The 20,660-nt window shown below is 64.7% G+C and carries 23 protein-coding genes and 1 tRNA gene; 12 read left to right on the top strand and 12 right to left on the bottom strand.

Annotated elements, in window-relative coordinates:
* Positions 1 to 73: 73 nt before the first annotated feature.
* The 5 genes from RBT42_RS06675 to RBT42_RS06655 all read right to left on the bottom strand — a co-directional run bounded on the left by RBT42_RS06675 (position 74) and on the right by RBT42_RS06655 (position 3,480).
* The gene (locus RBT42_RS06675; protein ID WP_320363374.1) at positions 74 to 688 is read right to left on the bottom strand and encodes a TIGR00730 family Rossman fold protein; all 615 of its coding nucleotides are present in this window, start codon (positions 686 to 688) and stop codon (positions 74 to 76) included.
* The gene (locus tag RBT42_RS06670; protein WP_320363372.1) at positions 688 to 1,242 is read right to left on the bottom strand and encodes an RDD family protein; all 555 of its coding nucleotides are present in this window, start codon (positions 1,240 to 1,242) and stop codon (positions 688 to 690) included. The genes RBT42_RS06675 and RBT42_RS06670 overlap by 1 nt, the downstream gene beginning before the upstream one ends.
* Before the next feature lie 131 nt (positions 1,243 to 1,373).
* Positions 1,374 to 2,249: a DUF3106 domain-containing protein gene (locus tag RBT42_RS06665; RefSeq protein ID WP_320363370.1), complete on the bottom strand. Its 876-nt coding sequence runs from the start codon at positions 2,247 to 2,249 to the stop codon at positions 1,374 to 1,376.
* Positions 2,246 to 2,899, bottom strand: coding sequence for a DUF3619 family protein (locus RBT42_RS06660; RefSeq protein WP_320363368.1), 654 nt, complete (start codon positions 2,897 to 2,899; stop codon positions 2,246 to 2,248). Before RBT42_RS06660 ends, RBT42_RS06665 begins: the two co-directional genes overlap by 4 nt.
* Complete coding sequence (locus RBT42_RS06655) at positions 2,896 to 3,480, bottom strand: RNA polymerase sigma factor (protein ID WP_320363366.1); 585 nt, start codon at positions 3,478 to 3,480, stop codon at positions 2,896 to 2,898. The genes RBT42_RS06660 and RBT42_RS06655 overlap by 4 nt, the downstream gene beginning before the upstream one ends.
* Before the next feature lie 358 nt (positions 3,481 to 3,838).
* Here RBT42_RS06655 and RBT42_RS06650 point away from each other — a divergent pair, with 358 nt between their 5' ends.
* The 3 genes from RBT42_RS06650 (at position 3,839) to ilvC (ending at position 7,356) form a co-directional block, all read left to right on the top strand.
* A complete protein-coding gene (locus RBT42_RS06650) occupies positions 3,839 to 5,578 on the top strand; it encodes an acetolactate synthase 3 catalytic subunit (protein WP_320363364.1) in 1,740 nt (579 codons plus the stop codon).
* A gap of 182 nt (positions 5,579 to 5,760) precedes the next feature.
* Complete coding sequence (gene ilvN / locus RBT42_RS06645) at positions 5,761 to 6,252, top strand: acetolactate synthase small subunit (RefSeq protein ID WP_306563955.1); 492 nt, start codon at positions 5,761 to 5,763, stop codon at positions 6,250 to 6,252.
* Positions 6,253 to 6,339: 87 nt separating this feature from the next.
* The gene (gene ilvC / locus RBT42_RS06640) at positions 6,340 to 7,356 is read left to right on the top strand and encodes a ketol-acid reductoisomerase (protein ID WP_320363359.1); all 1,017 of its coding nucleotides are present in this window, start codon (positions 6,340 to 6,342) and stop codon (positions 7,354 to 7,356) included.
* Between the two features lie 124 nt (positions 7,357 to 7,480).
* Here ilvC and RBT42_RS06635 read toward each other — a convergent pair whose 3' ends face one another.
* Together RBT42_RS06635 and RBT42_RS06630 are read right to left on the bottom strand one after the other, a co-directional pair.
* Positions 7,481 to 8,884 carry a bifunctional enoyl-CoA hydratase/phosphate acetyltransferase gene (locus tag RBT42_RS06635; RefSeq protein ID WP_320363357.1) on the bottom strand — a complete coding sequence of 468 codons (1,404 nt, stop codon included), beginning with the start codon at positions 8,882 to 8,884 and terminating at the stop codon, positions 7,481 to 7,483.
* A 129-nt stretch (positions 8,885 to 9,013) separates the two neighbouring features.
* The gene (locus RBT42_RS06630; protein ID WP_320363355.1) at positions 9,014 to 9,553 is read right to left on the bottom strand and encodes a GNAT family N-acetyltransferase; all 540 of its coding nucleotides are present in this window, start codon (positions 9,551 to 9,553) and stop codon (positions 9,014 to 9,016) included.
* 144 nt (positions 9,554 to 9,697) lie between these two features.
* On the opposite strand from RBT42_RS06630, the gene RBT42_RS06625 reads away from it, so the two are divergent.
* The 3 genes from RBT42_RS06625 (at position 9,698) to xerD (ending at position 12,126) form a co-directional block, all read left to right on the top strand.
* Positions 9,698 to 10,447 carry a hypothetical protein gene (locus RBT42_RS06625; protein ID WP_320363353.1) on the top strand — a complete coding sequence of 250 codons (750 nt, stop codon included), beginning with the start codon at positions 9,698 to 9,700 and terminating at the stop codon, positions 10,445 to 10,447.
* A 112-nt stretch (positions 10,448 to 10,559) separates the two neighbouring features.
* Positions 10,560 to 11,207, top strand: coding sequence for a chalcone isomerase family protein (locus RBT42_RS06620; RefSeq protein WP_320363351.1), 648 nt, complete (start codon positions 10,560 to 10,562; stop codon positions 11,205 to 11,207).
* A complete protein-coding gene (xerD, locus tag RBT42_RS06615; RefSeq protein WP_320363349.1) occupies positions 11,194 to 12,126 on the top strand; it encodes a site-specific tyrosine recombinase XerD in 933 nt (310 codons plus the stop codon). Before RBT42_RS06620 ends, xerD begins: the two co-directional genes overlap by 14 nt.
* 9 nt (positions 12,127 to 12,135) lie before the next feature.
* Here xerD and RBT42_RS06610 read toward each other — a convergent pair whose 3' ends face one another.
* Together RBT42_RS06610 and RBT42_RS06605 are read right to left on the bottom strand one after the other, a co-directional pair.
* Positions 12,136 to 12,957 carry a ferritin-like domain-containing protein gene (locus RBT42_RS06610; RefSeq protein WP_320363347.1) on the bottom strand — a complete coding sequence of 274 codons (822 nt, stop codon included), beginning with the start codon at positions 12,955 to 12,957 and terminating at the stop codon, positions 12,136 to 12,138.
* 49 nt (positions 12,958 to 13,006) lie between these two features.
* The gene (locus tag RBT42_RS06605) at positions 13,007 to 13,849 is read right to left on the bottom strand and encodes an undecaprenyl-diphosphate phosphatase (protein ID WP_320363345.1); all 843 of its coding nucleotides are present in this window, start codon (positions 13,847 to 13,849) and stop codon (positions 13,007 to 13,009) included.
* Positions 13,850 to 13,992: 143 nt separating this feature from the next.
* On the opposite strand from RBT42_RS06605, the gene RBT42_RS06600 reads away from it, so the two are divergent.
* The 5 genes from RBT42_RS06600 to RBT42_RS06580 are packed head-to-tail and all read left to right on the top strand — an operon-like array spanning position 13,993 to position 17,837.
* Entirely contained in the window at positions 13,993 to 15,597 is a 1,605-nt protein-coding gene (locus tag RBT42_RS06600) for a protein adenylyltransferase SelO (protein ID WP_320363343.1), read from the top strand.
* A complete protein-coding gene (msrB, locus tag RBT42_RS06595; RefSeq protein ID WP_320363342.1) occupies positions 15,594 to 15,998 on the top strand; it encodes a peptide-methionine (R)-S-oxide reductase MsrB in 405 nt (134 codons plus the stop codon). The genes RBT42_RS06600 and msrB overlap by 4 nt, the downstream gene beginning before the upstream one ends.
* 41 nt (positions 15,999 to 16,039) lie before the next feature.
* Positions 16,040 to 16,687, top strand: coding sequence for a septation protein A (locus RBT42_RS06590; protein ID WP_320363340.1), 648 nt, complete (start codon positions 16,040 to 16,042; stop codon positions 16,685 to 16,687).
* A gap of 24 nt (positions 16,688 to 16,711) precedes the next feature.
* A complete protein-coding gene (locus RBT42_RS06585; protein WP_320363338.1) occupies positions 16,712 to 16,987 on the top strand; it encodes a BolA family protein in 276 nt (91 codons plus the stop codon).
* Between the two features lie 28 nt (positions 16,988 to 17,015).
* Complete coding sequence (locus RBT42_RS06580; RefSeq protein ID WP_320363336.1) at positions 17,016 to 17,837, top strand: peptidylprolyl isomerase; 822 nt, start codon at positions 17,016 to 17,018, stop codon at positions 17,835 to 17,837.
* 100 nt (positions 17,838 to 17,937) lie between these two features.
* Here RBT42_RS06580 and trmB read toward each other — a convergent pair whose 3' ends face one another.
* Positions 17,938 to 18,675, bottom strand: a complete 738-nt coding sequence (gene trmB / locus RBT42_RS06575; protein WP_320363334.1) for a tRNA (guanosine(46)-N7)-methyltransferase TrmB — start codon at positions 18,673 to 18,675, stop codon at positions 17,938 to 17,940.
* Positions 18,676 to 18,795: 120 nt separating this feature from the next.
* Between trmB and RBT42_RS06570 the strand changes: the two genes are divergently transcribed.
* Positions 18,796 to 18,869 (top strand) — tRNA-Gly (locus RBT42_RS06570).
* A gap of 360 nt (positions 18,870 to 19,229) precedes the next feature.
* Here the strand turns inward: RBT42_RS06570 and RBT42_RS06565 are convergent.
* Together RBT42_RS06565 and RBT42_RS06560 are read right to left on the bottom strand one after the other, a co-directional pair.
* Positions 19,230 to 19,532, bottom strand: coding sequence for a hypothetical protein (locus tag RBT42_RS06565; protein WP_320363332.1), 303 nt, complete (start codon positions 19,530 to 19,532; stop codon positions 19,230 to 19,232).
* A 189-nt stretch (positions 19,533 to 19,721) separates the two neighbouring features.
* Positions 19,722 to 20,600, bottom strand: a complete 879-nt coding sequence (locus RBT42_RS06560; RefSeq protein ID WP_320363331.1) for a Gfo/Idh/MocA family oxidoreductase — start codon at positions 20,598 to 20,600, stop codon at positions 19,722 to 19,724.
* Positions 20,601 to 20,660: the final 60 nt, after the last annotated feature.

The following is a 20,660-nucleotide window of genomic DNA, read 5'->3' as shown; positions in this document are numbered from 1 at the left end:
GCACCGCTGCCCGGTTCAAACGGGCAGATGTGACAAGGGGTGCCGCGGCACCCCTTTTACGTTGTCAGCCTTTTCAGATCTCGGGCGAAATGCCGCCAGGCCCCACGTCAGGCTGGTCGGGCGGCGTTTGCACTTTCAGGCGCCGATGTTCATCGGCCAGCCGGTCGAGCAGGGCGTCAATGTCCTCGTCCACCAGCAGCAACTCCTGCACATCGGGCCACAGGAAGCCGCCTTGCTGGCTCACCTCCAGAAAGCGCAGCAGGTGGTCGTAGTAGCCCGCCACATTAAGCAGACCCAGGGCCTTGCGGTGGTAGCCCAGCTGGCGCCAGGTCCAGGCCTCGAAAATCTCTTCCATGGTGCCGATGCCGCCGGGCAAGGCGATGAAGGCGTCGGCATGCATGGCCATGCGGTGCTTGCGCTCGTGCATGCTGTCCACGATCTCCAGGCTGGTCAGCCCGGGGTGCCCCAGCTCCTTCTTCACCAGGCGCTCGGGAATGATGCCGATGGCCTCGGCGCCATGCGCCAGCGCCGCATCGGCCACCGCGCCCATCAGGCCCGTGCTGCCACCGCCGTACACCAGACGCCAGCCCCGCGCGCCAATCTGGCGCCCCACTTCACGCGCGGCTGCCAGGTGCGCCGGGTCGTCCCCATCGCGCGAGCCGCAGTACACACACAAGGTCAAACTCATCAGGCCACCTGTTTGCGGTTGTCGATCACGCGGGTGCCGCTGATCACGTCATGGAGAAACTGGCGCGAGGGCAGCACCCAGGTCAAGCAGGCGTACAAGGCCAGCCATCCAAATACCGCCGCCGAGATCGTGCCCTTGTCGTGCCAGCCCGCCAGCCACGTCAGCAGCATGGGCGGGAGGAACCAGAGCCAACTGGTGAGGTAGCGCGCCAGCGCTCGCAGGGGCGTCAGCGGGCCTCCCTGCGGTGTGACCAGACGCAACTGCCAGGTTCTCAGAGCCAAGGTCTGGCCGCCACGACTCCATTGCCAGACAAAGTACGCCGCCAGCGCCAGGAAGAGCACGACCATCATGCCCTGGCGACCCTGCAGGCCATGGCGCTGATTGACCGCGATGCTGTAAACCAGGGCGACCACCATCACCAGCCCGAACAGCAGCACGCCTTCATACAAGAATGCCGCCAGGCGACGGCGCAAAGTGGGGGCGGTGCCACGGGCGCGCTCGGCGCATGCCTGCACGCTCAGGCCGCCCTGTTCGGGAATGGTGAGTAAAGCCATTGGGGGAAAAATGCAGAAGTCAGCTTGGGCACAACGCCCTCAGGCTGAACCATACACCAGCAGCGCGCGTGTCTTCGGGGCAGCTTGACCGCCGTGTTGTGGCGCCGCGCCTCAGCGCTTGGGGCCTGGGTTCAGCGCTTCGGCTCGCCGCGCGGAGGCGGTGGCGTGATCGCCGCGCCTTGGGCACCCTTGCGGGGCAACAGCGTCACCGGATCCACGAAGGGGCCGGCGCTGTTGATCTTGGGGAGCCCCGCCTGCTGATGCGCTGGAGGGGAGGGGGGCTGCGTCAGCAGGCGCGTGGTGGCGCCCGGTCCCGCCTTGATCACGGCGGGGGCCACCACCATCGGCCCGGGTCGGGCACCGTCCGGGGTGCGGGGCACCACGTTCGACTTTCGATTCGACTGGCCCGGATCACGGCGTTGCTGGGTGGCATACACCTGACGGGCTTCCCGGGGCCCGGTCATGTCACGAGGCAGCTCCACCGGTTTGGCCTGGCGCTGGGCGCGGCGGCTCAGCGCTTCACGCGTCTCCGGGGGCAGTGATTGGTAGGCCTCCCACTTGCGCTGCCGCTCTTCGGGCGACAACTGGCGCGACTGCTGGAAGCGCAGCCGGGCTTCGCCCCGGGCCTGAGGCGGCAGGTTGGACCATTTCTCCATGCGCTCACGCACCCGGCCTTGCTCGGCGGGCGAGAGGCGCTTGTAGCGATCGGCCACATTCAGCCACTTCTCGCGTGCAGTGTCGTCCATTTGGCCCCACTGCCGCGCCAGCGGTGCCAGCACCTCGCGTTGGGCGGGCGTCAGTTCGCGCCATTGCGCGAGTGTGTCGTCGGCGGCCGTGGCCGCATGTGCACCACCGCGCCCATGACCACGCTCGGCCTGCGCCGAGGGCGAGGCCAGCAGCATCGCCAGGCAGCAACCCAGCACCAGCGCCGGGCCACGGCCGGCACGCGCGAGCGACAGCATGTCACCCACACCACCCCGCAGGCATATACGGCGCCAGATGCTCACGGCTGTGCCCTTTCCAGATCGCTCACCGTCGGGGCGGTTTCCGTGGTGCTCAGGTCGCCATCGACCTCGGGCGGGGCGTCAACCAGACGCTCCAGATCGGGGTCGGCATCCTGGTTCAGGTAGGCCTCGAAGCCCGGATCGGCATAGGCGTCTGGAGGCAACTCGTCAGTCAGCAGTTGCATGTCCACCGCTGTGGTGGCCTCCACATGCTCCAGACGTTGATAGCGCTGAATGCCCCACAGGCCCAGCAGCAAGGCGACCACCGGCAACAACAGGGCCAGGCGCCAGCCCCAACCCATCGGTGGCTCGGGCTTCTGGGGGGCTTGTCGGGCTGCGCGGGCGGCTTCGGCCTCGTGCCAGGTGTGTGTGGGCAGCGGCAGGCCGGTGCTGGCGCCAGGCCCGCCAGCCAAACTCATGCCCGCCTGTGTCACCGTGACGGTGACGGGCGCAGCCTCGGTGACCAGAGCGGCGGCGCGCGCATCGCGTGCCGTGGCGATCGCTTGTTCACGGGCCACACGCAGGCGTTCGCCGATGTCGTGGGGCAGGGCTTGCGCACCTTCATCCAGGCGCGCCCGCACGCGCTGGGCAAAGCGAGCCTCAAGGGCGTCGCGTTGCACGGCCGGCAGCGTGGAGGTGGATGGGTTGGTCACAATGAAATACCGCGTGATTGGAGACTTTGGGCCAGAGCGTGGACGGCGCGAGAGCAATGGGTCTTGACGCTGCCTTGGGAGCAACCCATGACCTCGGCGGTCTCTGCAACATCCAGTTCCTCCCAGTAACGCAACAGAAACGCTTCGCGTTGACGCGCCGGCAGCTTGTTGATCTCTTCTTCGATCTGGGTCAGGGTTTCTGCCCGACTGGCGCTGGTGTCAGCACTTTCCGTGCCGACGTCGTCCATCTTGAAGACGGCCAGCAGGTCGAAGTCGCCATCTTCGTCGCTGTGCCGGTCCTCCAGGTCCCCCATGTTGGTGAACACCGCGTTGCGGGTCTTCTGGCGGCGGAACCAGTCGAGGATGGCGTTGGAGAGGATGCGCTGAAACAGCATCGGCCACTCCGACTCCGGTCGATCGGCGTAGCTTTGCGACAGACGGATCATGGCGTCCTGCACGATGTCCAGGGCCGCATCGTCGTCACGCACGGCATAGGCGGCGCGCTTGAACGCGCGTCGCTCAACACTGATCAGAAAGTCGTTGAGCGCGTCTTCCGTCGATGAGGGGGGCAAATCGGGCACGGTGAGGACACGTGGGAGAACAGCAGTTTGGCGCGCGATTATGGCACCCGGTTTGAACGATGCTGCCGGCTGCAGGGGCGATGCCCCACGCCCTCCATCAGCATCGTTCAATGGGCAGTGGTCGGAATGGGCGCGAAGGGTGCGATAATGTCAGCTTTGCGTCATCTCGATCTGGCTTGAGTCTGGTGTGTTCAATCCGTACCAGTGGCAGGCCGCGCAGGCTCCAAATCCGCCTCATGAGGGCGAGCACGCTGGCAATCCGTTGCCGCAGTGCTGCGACCATGGTCCTCGGACCGTGGTGGTGTAGAGGGGCACCGATCGTTTTTCGTTAGAGAAATTCGGAAAGGTTTCATTCATCATGGATACGACTCACGCCCACGGCGGCGAAATCCTCAACGGTTCCGACATTCTGGTCCGCTGCATGCAGGCCGAGAACGTCAAGTACATCTGGGGCTACCCAGGCGGTGCTGTCCTCTACATCTACGACGCGCTGTACAAACAAGACACCATCGAGCACGTGCTGGTGCGCCACGAACAGGCCGCCGTTCACGCTGCTGACGGCTATGCCCGCGCCACCGGCGAAGTGGGCGTGGCCCTCGTGACCTCGGGTCCCGGCGTCACCAATGCGATCACCGGCATCGCCACGGCCTACATGGACTCGATCCCCATGGTCGTGATCACCGGTCAGGTGCCCACGGCCGCCATCGGTCTGGATGCCTTCCAGGAGTGCGACACCGTCGGCATCACACGCCCGATCGTCAAGCACAACTTCCTGGTCAAGGACGTCGCCGACCTGGCCGCGACCATGAAGAAGGCCTTCCACATCGCCCGCAGCGGCCGTCCTGGCCCCGTCGTGGTCGACGTCCCGAAGGACGTGTCGCTCAAGACCACCGCCTTTCACTACCCTGAGTCGGTGGAAATGCGCTCGTACAACCCGGTGCGCAAGGGCCACGGCGGTCAGATCCGCAAGGCCGTGCAACTGCTGCTGACGGCCAAGCGTCCTTACATCTACACCGGTGGTGGCGTCATTCTGGGCGAGGCGGCCAACGAGCTGCGCGAGCTGGTGAACCTGCTGGGCTACCCCAGCACCAGCACCCTGATGGGTCTGGGTGCCATCCCCGCCTCCGACAAGACCTTCCTGGGCATGCTGGGCATGCACGGCACGTACGAAGCCAACATGACCATGCAGCACGCTGACGTGGTCATTGCCATCGGCGCCCGTTTCGACGACCGCGTGATCGGCAACCCCAAGCACTTCGCCCAGGTCGAGCGCAAGATCATCCACATCGACATCGACCCCTCGTCGATCTCCAAGCGCGTCAAGGTCGACATCCCCATCGTCGGCGACGTCAAGGACGTGCTGATCGAGATGATCGCCCAGATCAAGGAGTCCACCCAGCGTGCCGAGCCCAAGGCGCTCGAATCGTGGTGGAGCCAGATCAACGAGTGGAAGAAGCGCGAGTGCCTCAAGTTCAAGACCTCGACCGAGGTCATCAAGCCGCAGGCCGTGATCGAAAAACTGACCGAGCTGACCAAGGGCACCGACTACTACATCACGTCGGACGTCGGTCAGCATCAGATGTTCGCCGCGCAGTACAGCAAGTTTGAAGAGCCGCGTCGCTGGATCAACTCCGGCGGCCTGGGCACCATGGGTGTGGGCCTGCCTTACGCCATGGGCATCAAGCTGGCCAAGCCCGACGCCGATGTGTTCTGCATCACTGGCGAAGGCTCGATCCAGATGTGCATCCAGGAGCTCTCGACCTGCAAGCAGTACAACACGCCGGTCAAGGTCATTGCGCTGAACAACCGCTACCTGGGCATGGTGCGTCAGTGGCAGCAGCTGGAATACTCCGGCCGTTACTCGCACAGCTACATGGACGCGCTGCCTGACTTCGTCAAGCTGGCCGAGGCCTATGGTCACGTCGGTCTGCTGATCGAGCGTCCGGAAGACGTTGAAGGCGCCCTGAAGGAAGCCATCAAGCTCAAGGACCGTACCGTGTTCCTCGACATTCGCACCGACCCCACCGAGAACGTGTGGCCGATGGTCAAGGCCGGCAAGGGCATCTCCGAGATGCTGCTGGGCTCCGAGGAACTCTGAGCCGTCGACATTGAGCGAGACCCGGCGAGGGTGACGCGTACAGCAGGCAGACACTTGCCGGTGTCTGCTGAACTGTCTGACAGCTCCCGCCGGACCACCCTGACAACGCATTCATCGCACTACGAGGCCACGGCGCTGCGGTTACCGCCCCAGTGACTCAAGAGCCCGCAAGGACGATCACCATGAAACACATCATTGCCCTTTTGGTCGAGAACGAAGCCGGCGCCCTGTCGCGCGTGGTGGGCCTGTTTTCGGCCCGTGGCTACAACATCGAGAGCTTGACGGTCGCCACGACCGAAGACCCGTCCCTGTCGCGCATGACCATCGTCACGCACGGCTCTGACGACGTCATCGAGCAGATCACCAAGCACCTCAACCGCCTGATCGAAGTCGTGAAGGTGGTGGACCTGTCCGAAGGCCCGTACACCGAGCGTGAGTTGATGCTCATCAAGGTGCGGGCCGTGGGCAAGGAGCGTGACGAGATGAAGCGCATGGCCGACATCTTCCGCGGCCGCGTCATCGACGTGACGGACAAGACCTACACCATTGAACTGACCGGCGACGCGTCCAAGCTCGATGCCTTCATCGAAGCCATCGACCGCGCTGCCATCCTCGAAACCGTGCGCACCGGGACCAGCGGGATCGGGCGCGGCGAGCGCATCCTGCGCGTCTGACTGCCCGCAGTCTGACATTCCCGCTTTTCCTTTGAACAACCTGCCCGGGCATCCCGGGCATCTACAGCTACCGACGGAGCAACAAACATGAAGGTTTACTACGACAAGGACGCCGACCTGAGCCTGATCAAGGGCAAGAACGTCGCCATCATCGGCTACGGCTCGCAAGGCCATGCCCACGCCCAAAACCTGCGCGACTCTGGCGTGAACGTCACGGTCGGTCTGCGCAAGGGTGGTGCTTCGTGGTCCAAGGTCGAAGCCGCTGGCATCAAGGTTGCCGAAGTCAATGACGCCGTCAAGGGCGCCGACGTCGTCATGATCCTGCTGCCGGACGAGAACATCCCCGAGGTGTACAACAACAACGTCGCCCCGAACATCAAGCAAGGCGCTGTCCTGGCTTTCGCTCACGGCTTCAACGTGCACTACAACCAGGTCGTGCCCCGCGCTGACCTGGACGTGATCATGGTCGCCCCCAAGGGCCCTGGCCACACCGTGCGTTCCGAGTACCTGAAGGGCGGCGGCGTGCCTTCCCTGATCGCTGTGTACCAGGACAAGTCCGGCAAGGCCAAGGACATCGCTCTGTCCTACGCTGCAGCCAACGGCGGCACCAAGGGTGGCGTGATCGAAACCAACTTCCGTGAAGAAACCGAAACCGACCTGTTCGGCGAGCAAGCCGTTCTGTGCGGTGGTGCGGTTGAACTGGTGAAGATGGGCTTCGAAACCTTGACCGAAGCTGGTTACGCTCCGGAAATGGCCTACTTCGAGTGCCTGCACGAACTGAAGCTGATCGTCGACCTGATGTACGAAGGCGGCATCGCCAACATGAACTACTCCATCTCGAACAACGCCGAGTATGGTGAGTACGTGACCGGTACCGAAGTGATCAACGAGAAGTCGCGCGAAGCCATGCGCAACGCTCTGAAGCGCATCCAGACCGGCGAATACGCCAAGATGTTCATCCAGGAAGGCAAGACGAACTACCCGAGCATGACCGCTCGCCGTCGCCTGAACGCTGTGCACCCGATCGAAGTGGTCGGCGAACAACTGCGCGGCATGATGCCTTGGATCGCCAAGAACAAGCTGGTTGACCAGTCCAAGAACTGATGGAGCTGCCGGCTCCGTGCCGGCATCGAGACTCAGATAAAGAAAGCCGCCGAGGTGCAAGCCCGGCGGCTTTTCTCATGGATGCCTGCCAGACCTCAGCGGCCGGCCAGGGCGCCGCAGTGGGTCAGCTCTTCTTCTTGCAGGAGCGGATCATCAGGCGCCCCAGGGCTGCAGAGGCCAGACGGGTGCGCGGCGTGTCGATGGGGTTGGTCAGGATGACGGGCACCTTGGCACCCAGCACGATGCCGGCGATGTCGGCATGCGCAAAGTGCGCCAGTTGCTTGACGAGCATGTTGGCGGCTTCGAGGTTGGGCACCATCAGGATGTTGGCTTGGCCCGCCACCGGGGAGTTGGGGTACTTCGCCCGGGCGACCTCGGGGTGCACCGCGGCGTCGAAGGTCATGGGGCCATCCAGCAAGGCACCGGTGATGTGACCGCGTTCGTGCATCTTGCAGAGCACCGCAGCGGTCGTCGAAGACTCGAGGTTGCTGTTGAAGTCTTCCGCGGCCGACACCACGGCCACACGGGGCTCGTGCAGCTTCAGCCGGTTTGCCAGATCGATGGCGTTCTGGACGATGTCGCGGCTTTCGTCCAGATTGGGGCGCACGTTCACTTCGGCATCGGTGATGATCAGCGGCTGAGGGTAGCTGGGTACGTCGGCCACGTAAGCGTGCGACACGCGGCGCGAGGTGCGCAGCCCGCCGGCGTGGCGCAACACCCGCTTCATCAGCACGTGGATGGGGATGCTGCCCTGCATGATGGCTGCGACCTCGCCATCTCGGGCCATTTCGACGGCGATGGAAGCGGCCTGCACCGGGCATTCGGCCTCGCGCCACAGGCAATCGATCAGGTCGAGCTCCAGTTGCTGACCCAAGGTGCTGATGCGCTCACGCGAGCCAATCAGCACCGGCACGATCATGCCTTGCTGGGCCGCGTGAAGTGCGGCCTTGAGCGTGGCGGCATCTTCCGGAAACACCACGGCGCAGCGCACCGCCGGCTTGTCTTTCACCAGGCTCATCAGCTGCTCATAGCGCTCCAGGCGATGCAGGTGCATGCGCGGCAGCGGGGCCTGGGGGCGGCGCACCTTGGCGGTGGGCGCCATGATCTCGGCTTCACCGACGATCACGGGCTTGCCAAGCTGGTTGGTGCAACTGCACTCCAGTACGACCATGTTCTTGGGCTTCTTCTCCTTCACCGTCAGGGTCACGGTGATGGTGTCGCCCAGGCTGACCGGGCGCATGAAGCGCATGTTCTGGCCCACATAGATGGTGCCGGGGCCGGGCAACTGGGTGCCCAGAACGGTCGAGATCAGGGTGCCGCCCCACATGCCGTGGGCGATCACCTTCTGGAAGGGCGTCTCCTTGGCGTACGCGTCGTCCAGGTGAGCCGGGTTGACGTCGCCGCTGAGAATGGCGAAGGCGTCGATGTCGTCCTTGGTGAGGGTGCGGGTGAGGCTGGCACTGTCTCCGACCTGCAGTTCATCGTAGGTCCGGTTCTCCAGCATCACTGGGGTGTACTCCTGGTTCATTCAGTCTCGGCAAACAAGTCATCAAGGGACTTTCAATGTGCCATGAGGTTTTGAGACGACCTGGCCGAAAACGCCAGGGTATTCCCTGGGCGCTGCCTCTGTGCGCCAGAGAAGCGCGTGAACGAGGGGTCAGAACTGCCCCGGATTGTGAGCAAGTGTGTGTGACATCAGCATGGCATCCGCACCGAACGAAGCCAGTTTGTGAGCCACCTGCGACGATGTGGGTTGGCGTGCGCTGAAGCCCTGGCGCATCCAGAAACTGGCGGAGTTCTGCACTGCAATCAGGCTGAGACGTGGCAGGCGCAGGCCTTGAGCCTGGGCGATCGCCTGCTGCAGCAACTGGTGGCTGGCACCCTGGCCGCGCAAGGCGGGTGAGATGGCCATGTCGTGCAGGTACAGCTCGTCGGCTTGTAAAGCGGGCGCCCACTGGGGTGCATGCAACAGCGGGTAGTTCTCGTCGGCGACGGGCAGGCTCACCAGGTAGGCCAGCACGTTGGCGGGTTCGGCCGAGATGACCCAGCAGGTGTCGGGGGCCGCGTGCAGCTTGCTCTCGAAGGCGTCCAGGGGTTCGTGGAAATCGGGCTGGTAGCAGCGGTGCTGCAAGGCCAGTACCTGAGGCAGGTCCTCAGGGCGCATAGCCCGGCAGCGCAGTTCGGAAAGGCAAGACATGGTGCAAAACAGGGCGGTCAGGGCGACCGACCCCCCATGATAAGGCAGGGGTAAAACCCGCACTCGGGGTGATCAGGGAGAGTGGTCGAGGGGCATTCCTGCCAGAATCGATCGCATTGTCCCTGACCGTTGCCGTGCCTGCCCATGTCCAAGATTCTGTATCAGCGATCCTCTTCCAAACTGGTTCTGTCCGCCGCCGTGGCGGTCGCTGTGATCGGGGCCGGGGCGTACTGGGTGACGTCCGGCTCGTCCACCTCGGGCGAGGGGGGCGTGGTCCTGTCGTCCAATTCCGGCTTGCCGGGCTGGCCTCAGGCGTCAACAGGCAACCCCGAACCCACCGAGACGCTGCAGCCGGCGGTGCAAGCCGATGGGCGTCCCGGCGATGTCTCCGTCGATGACTGGGCGGCGCTGCAGGCAGCGCTCGCCAAGGTGGGCATGACGCCCGCAGAGGCCGAACGCATCGTCAACTTCAACCGCTATCAGCGCAGCTTTGAGTCGTGGCAGAACCTCGATCAGACCGAAGACGCTGCACGCCGCCGTCGCATGGCGCAGGCGCTGATGAATGAGTTGCCCAAGCATGTCGGTCGCGGAGACTTCACCTTGCTGGAGGCGGTGCTGATTGGCTCGTCCCTGATCGCCGAGATCGAGCCCGACACCGCCAGCCGAACTGCCCGCCTGGACGCCTGGCAGGCCGAGGTGCTCACCGTCATGCCGGTGCAAAGTGAAGACGAGGGGCAGTCCAAAGCGTCTACCCGCGAAACCGAGCTCAAGCGCCGCCAGGCCTTGGCCTTTGCCGAGTGGCAGGCCCGCACCGACCCGGCCGAGCGCACCCCGGCTCGCCTGGAGCAGGCCTTTGAAGAGGTGCGCCGCGCTTACAACTCGATGAGTTTCTGAGTCGGGGGCCAGGCGCCAGTGGGATGCGACCCGCGCCAGGACAAGGAATGCCGTGCATTGATACCATCGGGGCCCCGAATCGGACCGGCCGACGGGCGTAGACGGAGTTCCCATGAGTCAGTGCAGCAGTGTTTGGTCGTTCAACCCCTTCAGCGGGCAGGCGTGGACAGGATGGCGTCGCGCCGCCTTGCAGGTCTGTGTCGCAGGTGTGGTGGGCGTGACGGCCTGCGGCACGTCGTGGGCCGCCACGCTGGAAGGGCAGCACTTTGACGACACCGTGGTGTTGGGGCAGCAGAAGCTGCAGCTCAATGGCCTGGGTCTGCGTGGCGTGGCCTGGGTGAAGGCGTTTGTGGCGGGCTTGTATGTCACCACGCCCAGTCAGGATGCGGGGGCCTTGCTGGCCGAGTCCGGCCCGCGCCGCTTGCGTCTGAAGATCATGCTGCAGGCACCCAGCAGCGAGCTCACCAAGTCGCTTCTGCGCCGCGTGAAGCGCCACGAAACGCCCGAGGCTCAGGCTCGTCTGGCCGAGCGCCTGGACCAGTTTGCGGCCCAGCTCGACGGGCTCGGAGAGCTGATGCCCGGTGATGTGGTGGACATGGACTACCTGCCGGCCAAGGGCCTGGTGCTGTCTCGCAATGGCAAGGTGGCCGGCAAGCCGGTGGCGGGCGATGACCTGTACCGGGCCGTGCTGCAAATTTTCGTGGGCGAGCACGCCATCGACCCGCGCATGAAACAGGGCTTGCTCGGTGCCCCGGTCTGAACCTCAGACGGCGCGCACCGCGCCGTCATCACCCGATCCGCATCTGGATCGCTTCATTGACGCGCTGTGGCTGGAAGATGGCCTGAGCCAGAACACCCTGTCTGCCTATCGCCGTGATCTGCAGGCGCTGGCGGACTGGTTGCGTCAGCAGTCCGAGGAGCGCACCCTGGTGGCCGCGTCGGAGTTGGATCTGGCCAGTTATGCGGCGGCGCGCCATGCGGGCTCCCAGCCTTCGTCGGCCGGGCGCCGTCTGAGCGTGTTCCGGCGGTTTTTTCGTTGGGCCGTGCGCGAGGGCCTGTCCCAGGTCGATCCGACGGTGCGCATGGATGCGCCGCGTCAACGCATGCGCCTGCCCGGCACCCTGACCGAGGCGCAGGTGGAGGCCCTGCTGGCCGCGCCGGATACCGACGAGCCGCTCGGCCTGCGCGACCGCGCCATGCTGGAACTGCTCTACGCCAGTGGCCTGCGGGTGAGTGAGCTGGTGACCTTGAAGTCGGTGCACGTGGGGCTGAGCGAGAACGTGCTGCGCATCACCGGCAAGGGCAGCAAGGAGCGTCTGGTGCCCTTCGGGGTGGAGGCCTCGGACTGGTTGCAGCGTTACCTGCGCGAGGCCCGCGCGCAGATTCTGGGTGGACAGGTGAGCGACGCACTGTTTGTCACCGCGCGGGGCGATGCCATGACGCGCCAGATGTTCTGGAAGCTGATCAAGAAGTACGCCGTGCAGGCTGGCATCACCCAGCACCTGTCGCCGCACACTTTGCGTCACGCCTTTGCGACGCACTTGCTCAACCATGGCGCCGACCTGCGCGTGGTGCAGATGCTGCTGGGGCACGCCGACATCTCGACCACCCAGGTCTACACCCACGTGGCGCGCGAGCGCTTGCGGCAGTTGCACGCCAAGCATCACCCGCGCGGGTGAGGGCGCCACTCAGTCCTCGCCCAGCAGGAAGGCGATTTCGGCATCGGTGAAGCCGGCGGCCTTGCGGGCGGCTTCGTTGAACGGGGGGCGCAGGCGCGGGGCTTCGTAGCGCTGGACCAGTTCCGGGTAGAGCGTGGTGGCATCGAGTTGCAGGGCCTGACACAGGTGGTGGAACCAATGGTTGCCGATGCGCACATGCCCCACCTCATCGCGCAAGATGATGTCGAGGATCTCGACGGCGCGCAGATCCCCGGCGCGGGTCAGCTTGTCCTGGATCAGCGGGGTGGCGTCCAGGCCGCGCGCTTCCAGCGTACGGGGCACCAGGGCCATGCGGGCCAGGATGTCTTCGCGCGTCTTGTGGCACATGGTCCACAGGCCATCGTGGGCGTCGAAATCGCCATAATGCCAGCCCAGCGTTTCCAGGTGGGTGCGCAGCAGGGTGAAGTGGTAGGCCTCTTCGCCGGCCACCTGCAGCCAGTCGCGGTAGAAGTCGGCGGGCATGCCGTCGAAGCGCCACACGGCATCGAGCGCCAGGTTGATGGCGTTGAACTCGATGTGGCAGATGGCGTGGAGGAGGGCGGCGCGGCCTTCGAGCGTGAAGGGCGAGCGCGACGGCACCTGTTTGGCCGGCACCAGATGCGGGCGCTCGGGGCGGCCCGGCATGGCGGCCTCTTGTGCCTGTGTCAGTGACAACACCTCGGCACGCTGGGCCTCGTTTGGCAGGAGGGCGGGATCAGACTGGATTGCCTCCCACAGGGCAGCGGCCTGGGTGGCTTTGACAAGGGGATCGGCCTCCAGCAGCACGGCCAGGGCTTGATGACGGCAGTTCATGCCGTCATTGTGCCAAGCGGTGGGGGCGTGTCAGCCGTGTCCGAGCCGATCACTCGGCCCAGGTGACCCAGCCCATGTGGGCCGTGACCAGGATCAACACCCCAAAGCCGATGCGGTACCAGGCGAAGGGCATGAAGTTGTGGCTGGAGACGTAGCGGATCAACCAACGTACGCACACCCAGGCGGACAGGAAAGCGAAGACCAGGCCCGTGAGGAACAGCGGCAGGTCGGCCAGCGAGAGCAGGGCGCGCTCCTTGTAGAGGCTGTAGGCCCCGGCGCCCACCAGGGTGGGGATGCCCAGGAAGAAGCTGTAATCGGTGGCGGTCTTGCGCGACAGACCCATCAGCATGCCGCCAATAATGGTGGCGCCCGAGCGGCTGGTGCCGGGTACCAAGGCCAGGCACTGCACGAGGCCGACCTTCAGGGCGTCCAGTGGCGTCATGTCGTCCATGGACTCGACGCGGGACGTCTGGTAGCGGGCGGTGAGCTTCTCGGCCAGGATGATGAAAAAGCCACCGATGATGAAGGTGGTGGCGACCACGGTGGGCGAGAACAGGTGTTCTTTCACCAGTTTGCCCAGCAGCAGTCCCATGCACACGGCCGGCAGGAAGCCGATGATGACGTTGAGCGCAAAGCGCTGCGCCTTGGGGTCGGAGCCCAGGCCGGTGATGGTGTCCTTGATGCGCTGGATGTAAACCAGGATGACCGCGAAGATGGCGCCGGTCTGGATGGCGATCTCGAAAACCTTGGCTTTCTCGGCGCCGGCCGAGCCGCCGAAGTCCATCAGTGCGTTGGCCAGAATCAGGTGGCCGGTGCTGGAGATGGGCAGAAACTCGGTCAGCCCCTCCACGATGCCCATCACGGCGGCTTTCAGAAACAACACAATGTCCACGGTCACAGTCCTTGCATGGCCCGACACAGGCCGACATCCGCCGACCTGTCTTCACATCGGCGTGCGCGCATCTTAGGACATGGTCATGACAGCATTAGCCCGACGCCCTTCAGGGGCAGGGTGGCTTGTCTACACTGAGCCACATGCCTGACCACTTTTCCCCCGATCTGGGCGCCGGTGCCTCACCGATGACCTGGCCGCCACAGCCCGAGCGTTGGCTCAACCGCCTGGCACGGCGCAGCTTGGCCTTGCAAGAGCGTTTGCAGGTGCCCTTGGGCACGCCCTGGGAGGGCGACCCGATGCCCCAGTTGCGCTGGGTGGCGGTCAACGACCACCTGGCACAGGAGCTGGGTTTGCCGGGCAACTGGCACGAGGCGGCCGACGCCAACGGCGCGAGTACCTTGCACGTGCTGAGTGGCAACGCCCTGTGGCCCGGCATGGCCCCCATGGCGACCGTGTACAGTGGCCACCAGTTCGGCCACTGGGCGGGGCAGTTGGGTGATGGCCGTGCGCTTCTGCTGGGTGAGGTGGGCACGCCCCTGGGCCCGCAGGAAATCCAGCTCAAGGGCGCCGGGGCGACGCCGTACTCCCGTCGCGCCGATGGACGTGCGGTGCTGCGCTCGTCCATCCGCGAATACCTGTGCAGCGAGGCCATGCACGGCCTCGGCATCCCGACCACGCGAGCGCTGGCGTTGAGCGCCTCGCCCTTGGCCGTGCGCCGGGAAACCTTTGAGACCGCTGCCGTGGTCACCCGCGTGGCGCCCAGCTTCCTGCGCTTCGGCCATTTCGAGCATTTCGCGCATCACCCCCATCCGCGCCACCACGAGGTGCTGGCCGATCTGGTCGATTTCGTCATCACCCACCACTACCCCGAACTGCAAGACGCACCCAACCGCGCGCTGGCGCTGCTGGAGGCCGTGTTGCAACGCACCGCCCGGCTCATGGCCGACTGGCAGAGCGTGGGCTTCTGCCATGGGGTGATGAACACCGACAACATGTCCATCCTGGGGCTGACCATCGACTATGGTCCTTTTGGCTTCCTGGACGCCTTCGATCCCGAGCACATCTGCAACCACTCCGACGATCACGGCCGCTACTCCTGGAGCAACCAGCCCCAGATCGGATATTGGAACCTGCGTGCTTTGGCTCAGGCCTTGGTGCCACTGATTCCGGATGCGCAAGACGACCCGCAGGTGGTGGTCGATGTGCTGCAAACCTACGAAACACACTTCCCGCAGGCCATGACCGAGCGCTGGTGCGCCAAGATCGGGCTGCGCCCCTTGTCCACCCAGCCCAATGCGGACCGTGCCGACGACACACGCCTGGCGCTGGACTGGCTGACGCTGCTGGCGCGCGGACGCGTCGATTTCACGATCGCTTTCCGGCGCCTGGCCGGGTTCCGCTCGGACCTGTCGCCCGATGCCCCTGAGAATGCGCCCATCCGCGATCTGTTCCTCGACCGGGAAGAGTTCGACGCCTGGGCCCTGCGTTACGCCCAGCGCCTGCGCGCCGAACAGAGTGTGGACGCCGAACGCGCCGCCCGCATGAACCGCGTCAACCCCTTGTATGTGCTGCGCAACCACATGGCGGAAACCGCGATTCGCTTGGCGCAACGTGGCGACGACAGCGAGGTGCAGCGCCTGCACCGTCTGCTGCAACGCCCCTTTGACGAGCAACCCGGCTGCGAGGCTGATGCCGACTTCCCGCCCGACTGGGCGCAATCCATCGAGGTGTCTTGTTCATCATGAGTGACTACAAAGTTCAGAAAACCGACGCCGAGTGGCGCGAACAACTCGCCCCCATGGACTACCAGGTGACCCGCCAGGCGGCCACCGAGCGCCCCTTCAGCGGCCGCTATTGGGATCACTTCGAGAAGGGCGACTACCGCTGCGTGTGCTGTGGCGTCAAGCTGTTCGCGTCAGAGACCAAGTTCGATGCCGGCTGCGGCTGGCCCAGCTACTGGCAGCCGGCCGATGACAGCCTGATCGAGCGCGTGCGCGATACCAGCCACGGCATGATCCGCGTGGAGGTGCGCTGCCAGAACTGCGGCGCCCACCTGGGCCATGTCTTCGAAGACGGCCCCCTGCCCACGGGGGAGCGCTACTGCATCAACTCGGCCGCGCTAGACTTCAAACCGCGCCAGCCCTGAGCGCGCCAACCTGCGGCCGCTGAACCCGTGCCCGACTCTCCATGAAGATCTTCTTTGACCTGCTGCCCATCATCCTGTTCTTTGCCAGCTACAAATGGGCTGGCAGCCATGCCGAGCAGGCCGCGCAGTGGCTGAATCATTACTTCGGCTTTGCCATCTCGGGGGGCAGCGTGGGCCTGACGGAGGCGCCGGTGCTGCTGGCCACGGTCGTGGTCGTGGTGGCCACGATGCTCCAGATTCTGGTGCTGAAGGTGCTGCGCAAGCCCGTGGACAAGATGCTGTGGGCGGGCCTGGTGGTGGTGGTTGTGCTGGGCGGCCTGACCCTGTGGTTCCACGATGAAACCTTCATCAAGTGGAAGCCCACCGTCATTTACTGGTTGATGGCGACCGGCTTCCTGATCACCGAGATCGTGCTGGGCAAGAAGATGCTGCGCCAGATGATGGGTGGCCAGGTGCACGTGCCCGATCCCGTCTGGCGCAAGCTCGGCTGGGCCTGGGTACTGTTCTTTGCCAGCATGGGCGTGCTCAACCTGTGGGTGGCCTACACCTTCCCGACCGACACCTGGGTCAGCTTCAAAATGTGGGGCAGCCTGGGCCTGACACTGGTCTTCACGCTGGCACAGGGTGTGTACCTGAGCCGTCACATGGCGCCGGAAGAAGGGGCTGCCGAGGCCTCCAATCAAGGCTGATCGACGTACAGGAACCCGCACACCATGACCTTCGGATCTGTTTCCGCCTCCCAGATGGAAGCCGTGCTGCAGCAAGCCTTGCAGCCCGAGTCCATCACCGTCACCGACGACACGGCCGAGCACATCGGCCATGCCGGACACAGCGGCGCCCCCACGGGTACGCATTTCACCATCCAGATACGGGGGCGCTGCTTCAACGGTTTGTCGCATGTGCAGCGCCATCGCCTTGTGTATGATGCTTTGCGCGATTTGATTCCGCAGGGCGTTCATGCCCTGGCCATCAAAGCCGAGCCCGTCTGAACCCTCTACAGAAAGCTTTTCGCTCATCATGAAGATCTCTCGTATCGCCAAGGCTGCTGTGCTGGCCGCTACTGTCACGCTGGCTGCACCTTCGGTGTTCGCGCAAAACATCGCCATCGTCAACGGCAAGGCCGTGCCCAAGGCGCGCGCCGACGCCATGATCGAACAGATCCTGAAGAACCAGCAGCCCGGTCAGCCGCCGCAGACCCGCACGCCCGACCTGGAAGAAAAGGTCAAGGACGAGATCGTCATGCGCGAGATCTTCATTCAGGAAGCCGAGCGCCGTGGTCTGAACACCTCGCCCGACTACAAGGTGCAGATGGAGTTCGCCCGTCAGTCCATCCTGATCCGCGCCCTGTTCCAGGACTTCGAGTCCAAGAACCAGATGACCGAGGCCGAAGCCCGCGCCGAGTACGACAAGATCAAGGCCGCCAACGGCGCGAAGGAGCTGCGCGCTCGCCACATCCTGGTCGAGAACGAAGCCGAAGCCAAGGACCTGCTGGCCAAGATCAAGGGCGGTGCCAAGTTCGAAGAGCTGGCCAAGAAGAACTCCAAGGATCCGGGCTCGGCCGAGAACGGTGGCGATCTGGATTGGGCCAACCCCAGCAACTACGTGCCCGAGTTCTCGCAAGCGCTGCTCAAGCTGAAGAAGGGTGAAGTCACCAGCGCCCCGGTGAAGTCGCAGTTTGGCTGGCACATCATCAAGCTGGAAGACGAGCGCGTTGCTCAGTTCCCCGAGTTCGACGAAGTGAAGGCTCAGATCATCCAGCGTGGCACGCAAGCCAAGATGGCCAAGTTCCGCGACGACCTGAAGGCCAAGGCCAAGACCGACTACAAGTTCAGCAACTGAACTCGGTGAGTGGGGCGGCGATGGTGTCGCCGGCCCTGCCAAACACAAAGCGCCCCGTGGGGCGCTTTGTTGTTTCTGGCGTCAGCTGAGCTGGAGGGGGTCAGACGCGCTTGCGGAACACCAGATCCCACACGCCATGACCCAGGCGCAGGCCACGGTTTTCGAACTTGGTGAGCGGGCGATAGGCAGGCTTCTCGGCATAGCCCTCAGCCGTGTTCACCAGGCCGGGTTCGGCCGACAGCACTTCCAGCATCTGCTGGGCGTAAGGCTCCCAGTCGGTGGCGCAGTGCAGGTATCCGCCCGGGGCCAGACGCGAGGTCAGGTGGGCCACCAACGGTGCCTGGATCAGACGGCGCTTGTTGTGGCGCTTCTTGTGCCACGGGTCGGGGAAGAAGATGTGCACGCCGGCCAGGGAGGCGGGCGGGATCATGTGCTCCAGCACCTCGACGGCGTCGTGGCGCAGGATGCGCAGATTGCTCAGCCCCATGTCACCGATGTGCTTGAGCAGGGCGCCCACGCCGGGCTCGTGCACCTCGCAGCCGATGAAGTCGGTGTCGGGCAGCGTTTGCGCGATCTTCGCGGTGGCATCGCCCATGCCGAAACCGATCTCCAGCACGACCGGGGCGGTGCGCCCGAACGTGGCGGTGAAATCCAGCGGGGCCTTGGCGAAGGGCAGCACGAAGCGTGGGCCCAGCTCGGCCAGCGCGCGGGCCTGGCCCTCGGTGGTGCGCCCGGCACGCATCACGAAGGTCTTGATGGTGCGGTGGTGGCGTTCGCCTGCGTCGGTGTCGGCGGCAGGCGTGTCAGGATCTTGGGGAGCGAGGTCGGGGCTGGACATGCGAGAGATTTCAGACCGGTAGATCAAGGGCGAGAGTGTGCCTCAGTCTGAGAGACGTCGCAAACATGAGACGGTGCGGCAGCGGCGGCGACGTGGCTTGAGGCTACAATGCGTCGTAGCGCGGGTGTCGTTCAATGGTAGGACTCTTGCTTCCCAAGCAAATAACGTGGGTTCGATTCCCATCACCCGCTCCACAGTTTCATGAACCCTAGAGGGTTCACGCAGTCAATCAACCTGGTGAAGCGCGCTTAGCATGGTCATGGCGAGTCTGATGACTCGCTATTTTTTTGCCTGCACGGTGCCCGATGGGCCGACATGATGGCGATGCCGGGTGTGCACCATGAAGGTGAGCGCCCTCTCAGGCGGCTGCCGTGACCAACTTATCCCCGTACTCTGTGGACAACCTTGTTGGCAAGCCTGGGAGAAGGCGTATCACCCCAGTGGTGAGGCTTACAGTGCTGCGAAATGTGGCAGCGGGTGGGGCGTGAGCCTCATCTGTGGTCGGCGAGCGTGCCTGCCCTCAGGGCGTTCTCGCGTGCTGTTCCGCGCCTTGATCAGCGATGCACCCAGATCTGGGGTGATGGGCCCCAGAGTTCGGCCCTGATGTGGGTGGCGAACTGGCGAAACTCCGGTCCGATGGTCTGCCAGGGGCCTTCGGTGAACTTGGCCCAGTCTTCCAGAGAACGGAAGACCGTCACGGCGCGGGACATGGGGTCTCCCATGACGTTGCGGTTGGCTCGAAACTCCACGATGCCCGACTCCTTGGCCATTGAGGACGCGAGTTTCGTCAGCCAGTCCTGGTATGCCTTCATGTCGACGTTGGGCAGCAGGTCGAAAGTCAAGACAGCTTCAATCATTTGTCATCTCCTTGAGGTGGGATTACAAAGAATGTCTGCCTGCTGACAGGCAGACCAGCAGGGCGGTCGCCGTCATGCTCACTTCCCGTGGCCAACCCGCGTGCGAATGTGCGCCCAGGAAGGCTATCTGGCAAGCAAAACCATGCTTCGAGGGCTGGTCATGGCAGGCCGGTGCATTTCGCTGGGCCATCAAGCAATGGTTGACGCCAGGCTGTAGGGGTGTGCGCCAGCAGGCAGGGAGACGACCCGACGGGCGGCGTCGAGCATGACGCGGGCGGCGAAGTCGCAGGCATCGAAGCGCGCCTCCAGCACGAGGCTGGCGTGGGTGCCCGCCGCCGCGGTGGCCATGCGTTCCACGACGATGCCTTCGTGGTTGCCGTCCTCCAGCTCGCCGAGCGTGTCCATCTCGAACACCTGGACGGCTTCACCGGCGAACAGCGGGTCCGCGCTGATGTGGGCCCGAACGGTCTCGAAATGGGCGCCGGGCTGGAGTTCGACATAGACATAGCGCTGGGGCGAGCCGTTCCTGTCGAGGACCTCTCCTTCCAGCGCGTCTTTGATGCCGGGTACATGCGCCACGGCCGCGCTGTGGTGCAAGGCGATGCCGGGGTGTTCGTGCTGAACAGTGTGACCACGCGGGATGAGGGTGTTGAACGCGGCGTTCAGCAGTGGCAGGACCCCGGGATCCCAGCCAGCGCCCAAAATGGCGGGGGTTTTGCACTTGCGTGCGGCGCCGGCCAGCTCCTCGTCATGGACCGCCCGGTCACCACGCTTGAGACGGGCGCATTCCACCACCGGGATGCCGGCTTGCAGCAGGTCATGGGCGACCCAGCTCACATCCGGAGCGGGCACGCAGACCAGGGCCACATCCACCTTGGGCAGGTCACGCACATGGCTCACCACGGGTGTGCGCTGCAGGCGCCCGAGAGCAGCGTGCGCCGAAGCAGGGCGACGCACGATGCCGGCCAGCGCCAGTTCGCTCTCGTCGAGCAAGGCGAGGGCACAGGCCTGGCCCAACCGTCCCAGGCCCACCACGGCCACTTGCAGTCGCTTTTGCGTGTTTCCCATGTTGGTCCGCCTCTCCCGCAACTGGAGAGGATCATGCGGACTTCACCTGGCTGGGTCAAT

Origin of the sequence: Aquabacterium sp. (assembly GCF_034003525.1) — a bacterium.
Taxonomy (GTDB): domain Bacteria; phylum Pseudomonadota; class Gammaproteobacteria; order Burkholderiales; family Burkholderiaceae_C; genus Aquabacterium.
Note: the sequence above shows the minus strand (reverse complement) of the source record. Positions and strands in the feature narration are given on the sequence as shown.

Bases quoted from the DNA above. Each gene is read 5' to 3' on its own strand.
- RBT42_RS06580 (WP_320363336.1), top strand. From the start codon at position 17,016: ATGAAGATCTCTCGTATCGCCAAGGCTGCTGTGCTGGCCGCTACTGTC.
- RBT42_RS06630 (WP_320363355.1), bottom strand. From the start codon at position 9,553: ATGTCTTGCCTTTCCGAACTGCGCTGCCGGGCTATGCGCCCTGAGGAC.
- ilvC (WP_320363359.1), top strand. From the start codon at position 6,340: ATGAAGGTTTACTACGACAAGGACGCCGACCTGAGCCTGATCAAGGGC.
- RBT42_RS06675 (WP_320363374.1), bottom strand. From the start codon at position 688: ATGAGTTTGACCTTGTGTGTGTACTGCGGCTCGCGCGATGGGGACGAC.
- RBT42_RS06565 (WP_320363332.1), bottom strand. From the start codon at position 19,532: ATGATTGAAGCTGTCTTGACTTTCGACCTGCTGCCCAACGTCGACATG.
- RBT42_RS06585 (WP_320363338.1), top strand. From the start codon at position 16,712: ATGACCTTCGGATCTGTTTCCGCCTCCCAGATGGAAGCCGTGCTGCAG.
- RBT42_RS06600 (WP_320363343.1), top strand. From the start codon at position 13,993: ATGCCTGACCACTTTTCCCCCGATCTGGGCGCCGGTGCCTCACCGATG.
- RBT42_RS06625 (WP_320363353.1), top strand. From the start codon at position 9,698: ATGTCCAAGATTCTGTATCAGCGATCCTCTTCCAAACTGGTTCTGTCC.
- RBT42_RS06560 (WP_320363331.1), bottom strand. From the start codon at position 20,600: ATGGGAAACACGCAAAAGCGACTGCAAGTGGCCGTGGTGGGCCTGGGA.
- ilvN (WP_306563955.1), top strand. From the start codon at position 5,761: ATGAAACACATCATTGCCCTTTTGGTCGAGAACGAAGCCGGCGCCCTG.
- RBT42_RS06650 (WP_320363364.1), top strand. From the start codon at position 3,839: ATGGATACGACTCACGCCCACGGCGGCGAAATCCTCAACGGTTCCGAC.
- trmB (WP_320363334.1), bottom strand. From the start codon at position 18,675: ATGTCCAGCCCCGACCTCGCTCCCCAAGATCCTGACACGCCTGCCGCC.
- RBT42_RS06670 (WP_320363372.1), bottom strand. From the start codon at position 1,242: ATGGCTTTACTCACCATTCCCGAACAGGGCGGCCTGAGCGTGCAGGCA.
- RBT42_RS06635 (WP_320363357.1), bottom strand. From the start codon at position 8,884: ATGAACCAGGAGTACACCCCAGTGATGCTGGAGAACCGGACCTACGAT.
- msrB (WP_320363342.1), top strand. From the start codon at position 15,594: ATGAGTGACTACAAAGTTCAGAAAACCGACGCCGAGTGGCGCGAACAA.
- RBT42_RS06610 (WP_320363347.1), bottom strand. From the start codon at position 12,957: ATGAACTGCCGTCATCAAGCCCTGGCCGTGCTGCTGGAGGCCGATCCC.
- RBT42_RS06620 (WP_320363351.1), top strand. From the start codon at position 10,560: ATGAGTCAGTGCAGCAGTGTTTGGTCGTTCAACCCCTTCAGCGGGCAG.
- RBT42_RS06590 (WP_320363340.1), top strand. From the start codon at position 16,040: ATGAAGATCTTCTTTGACCTGCTGCCCATCATCCTGTTCTTTGCCAGC.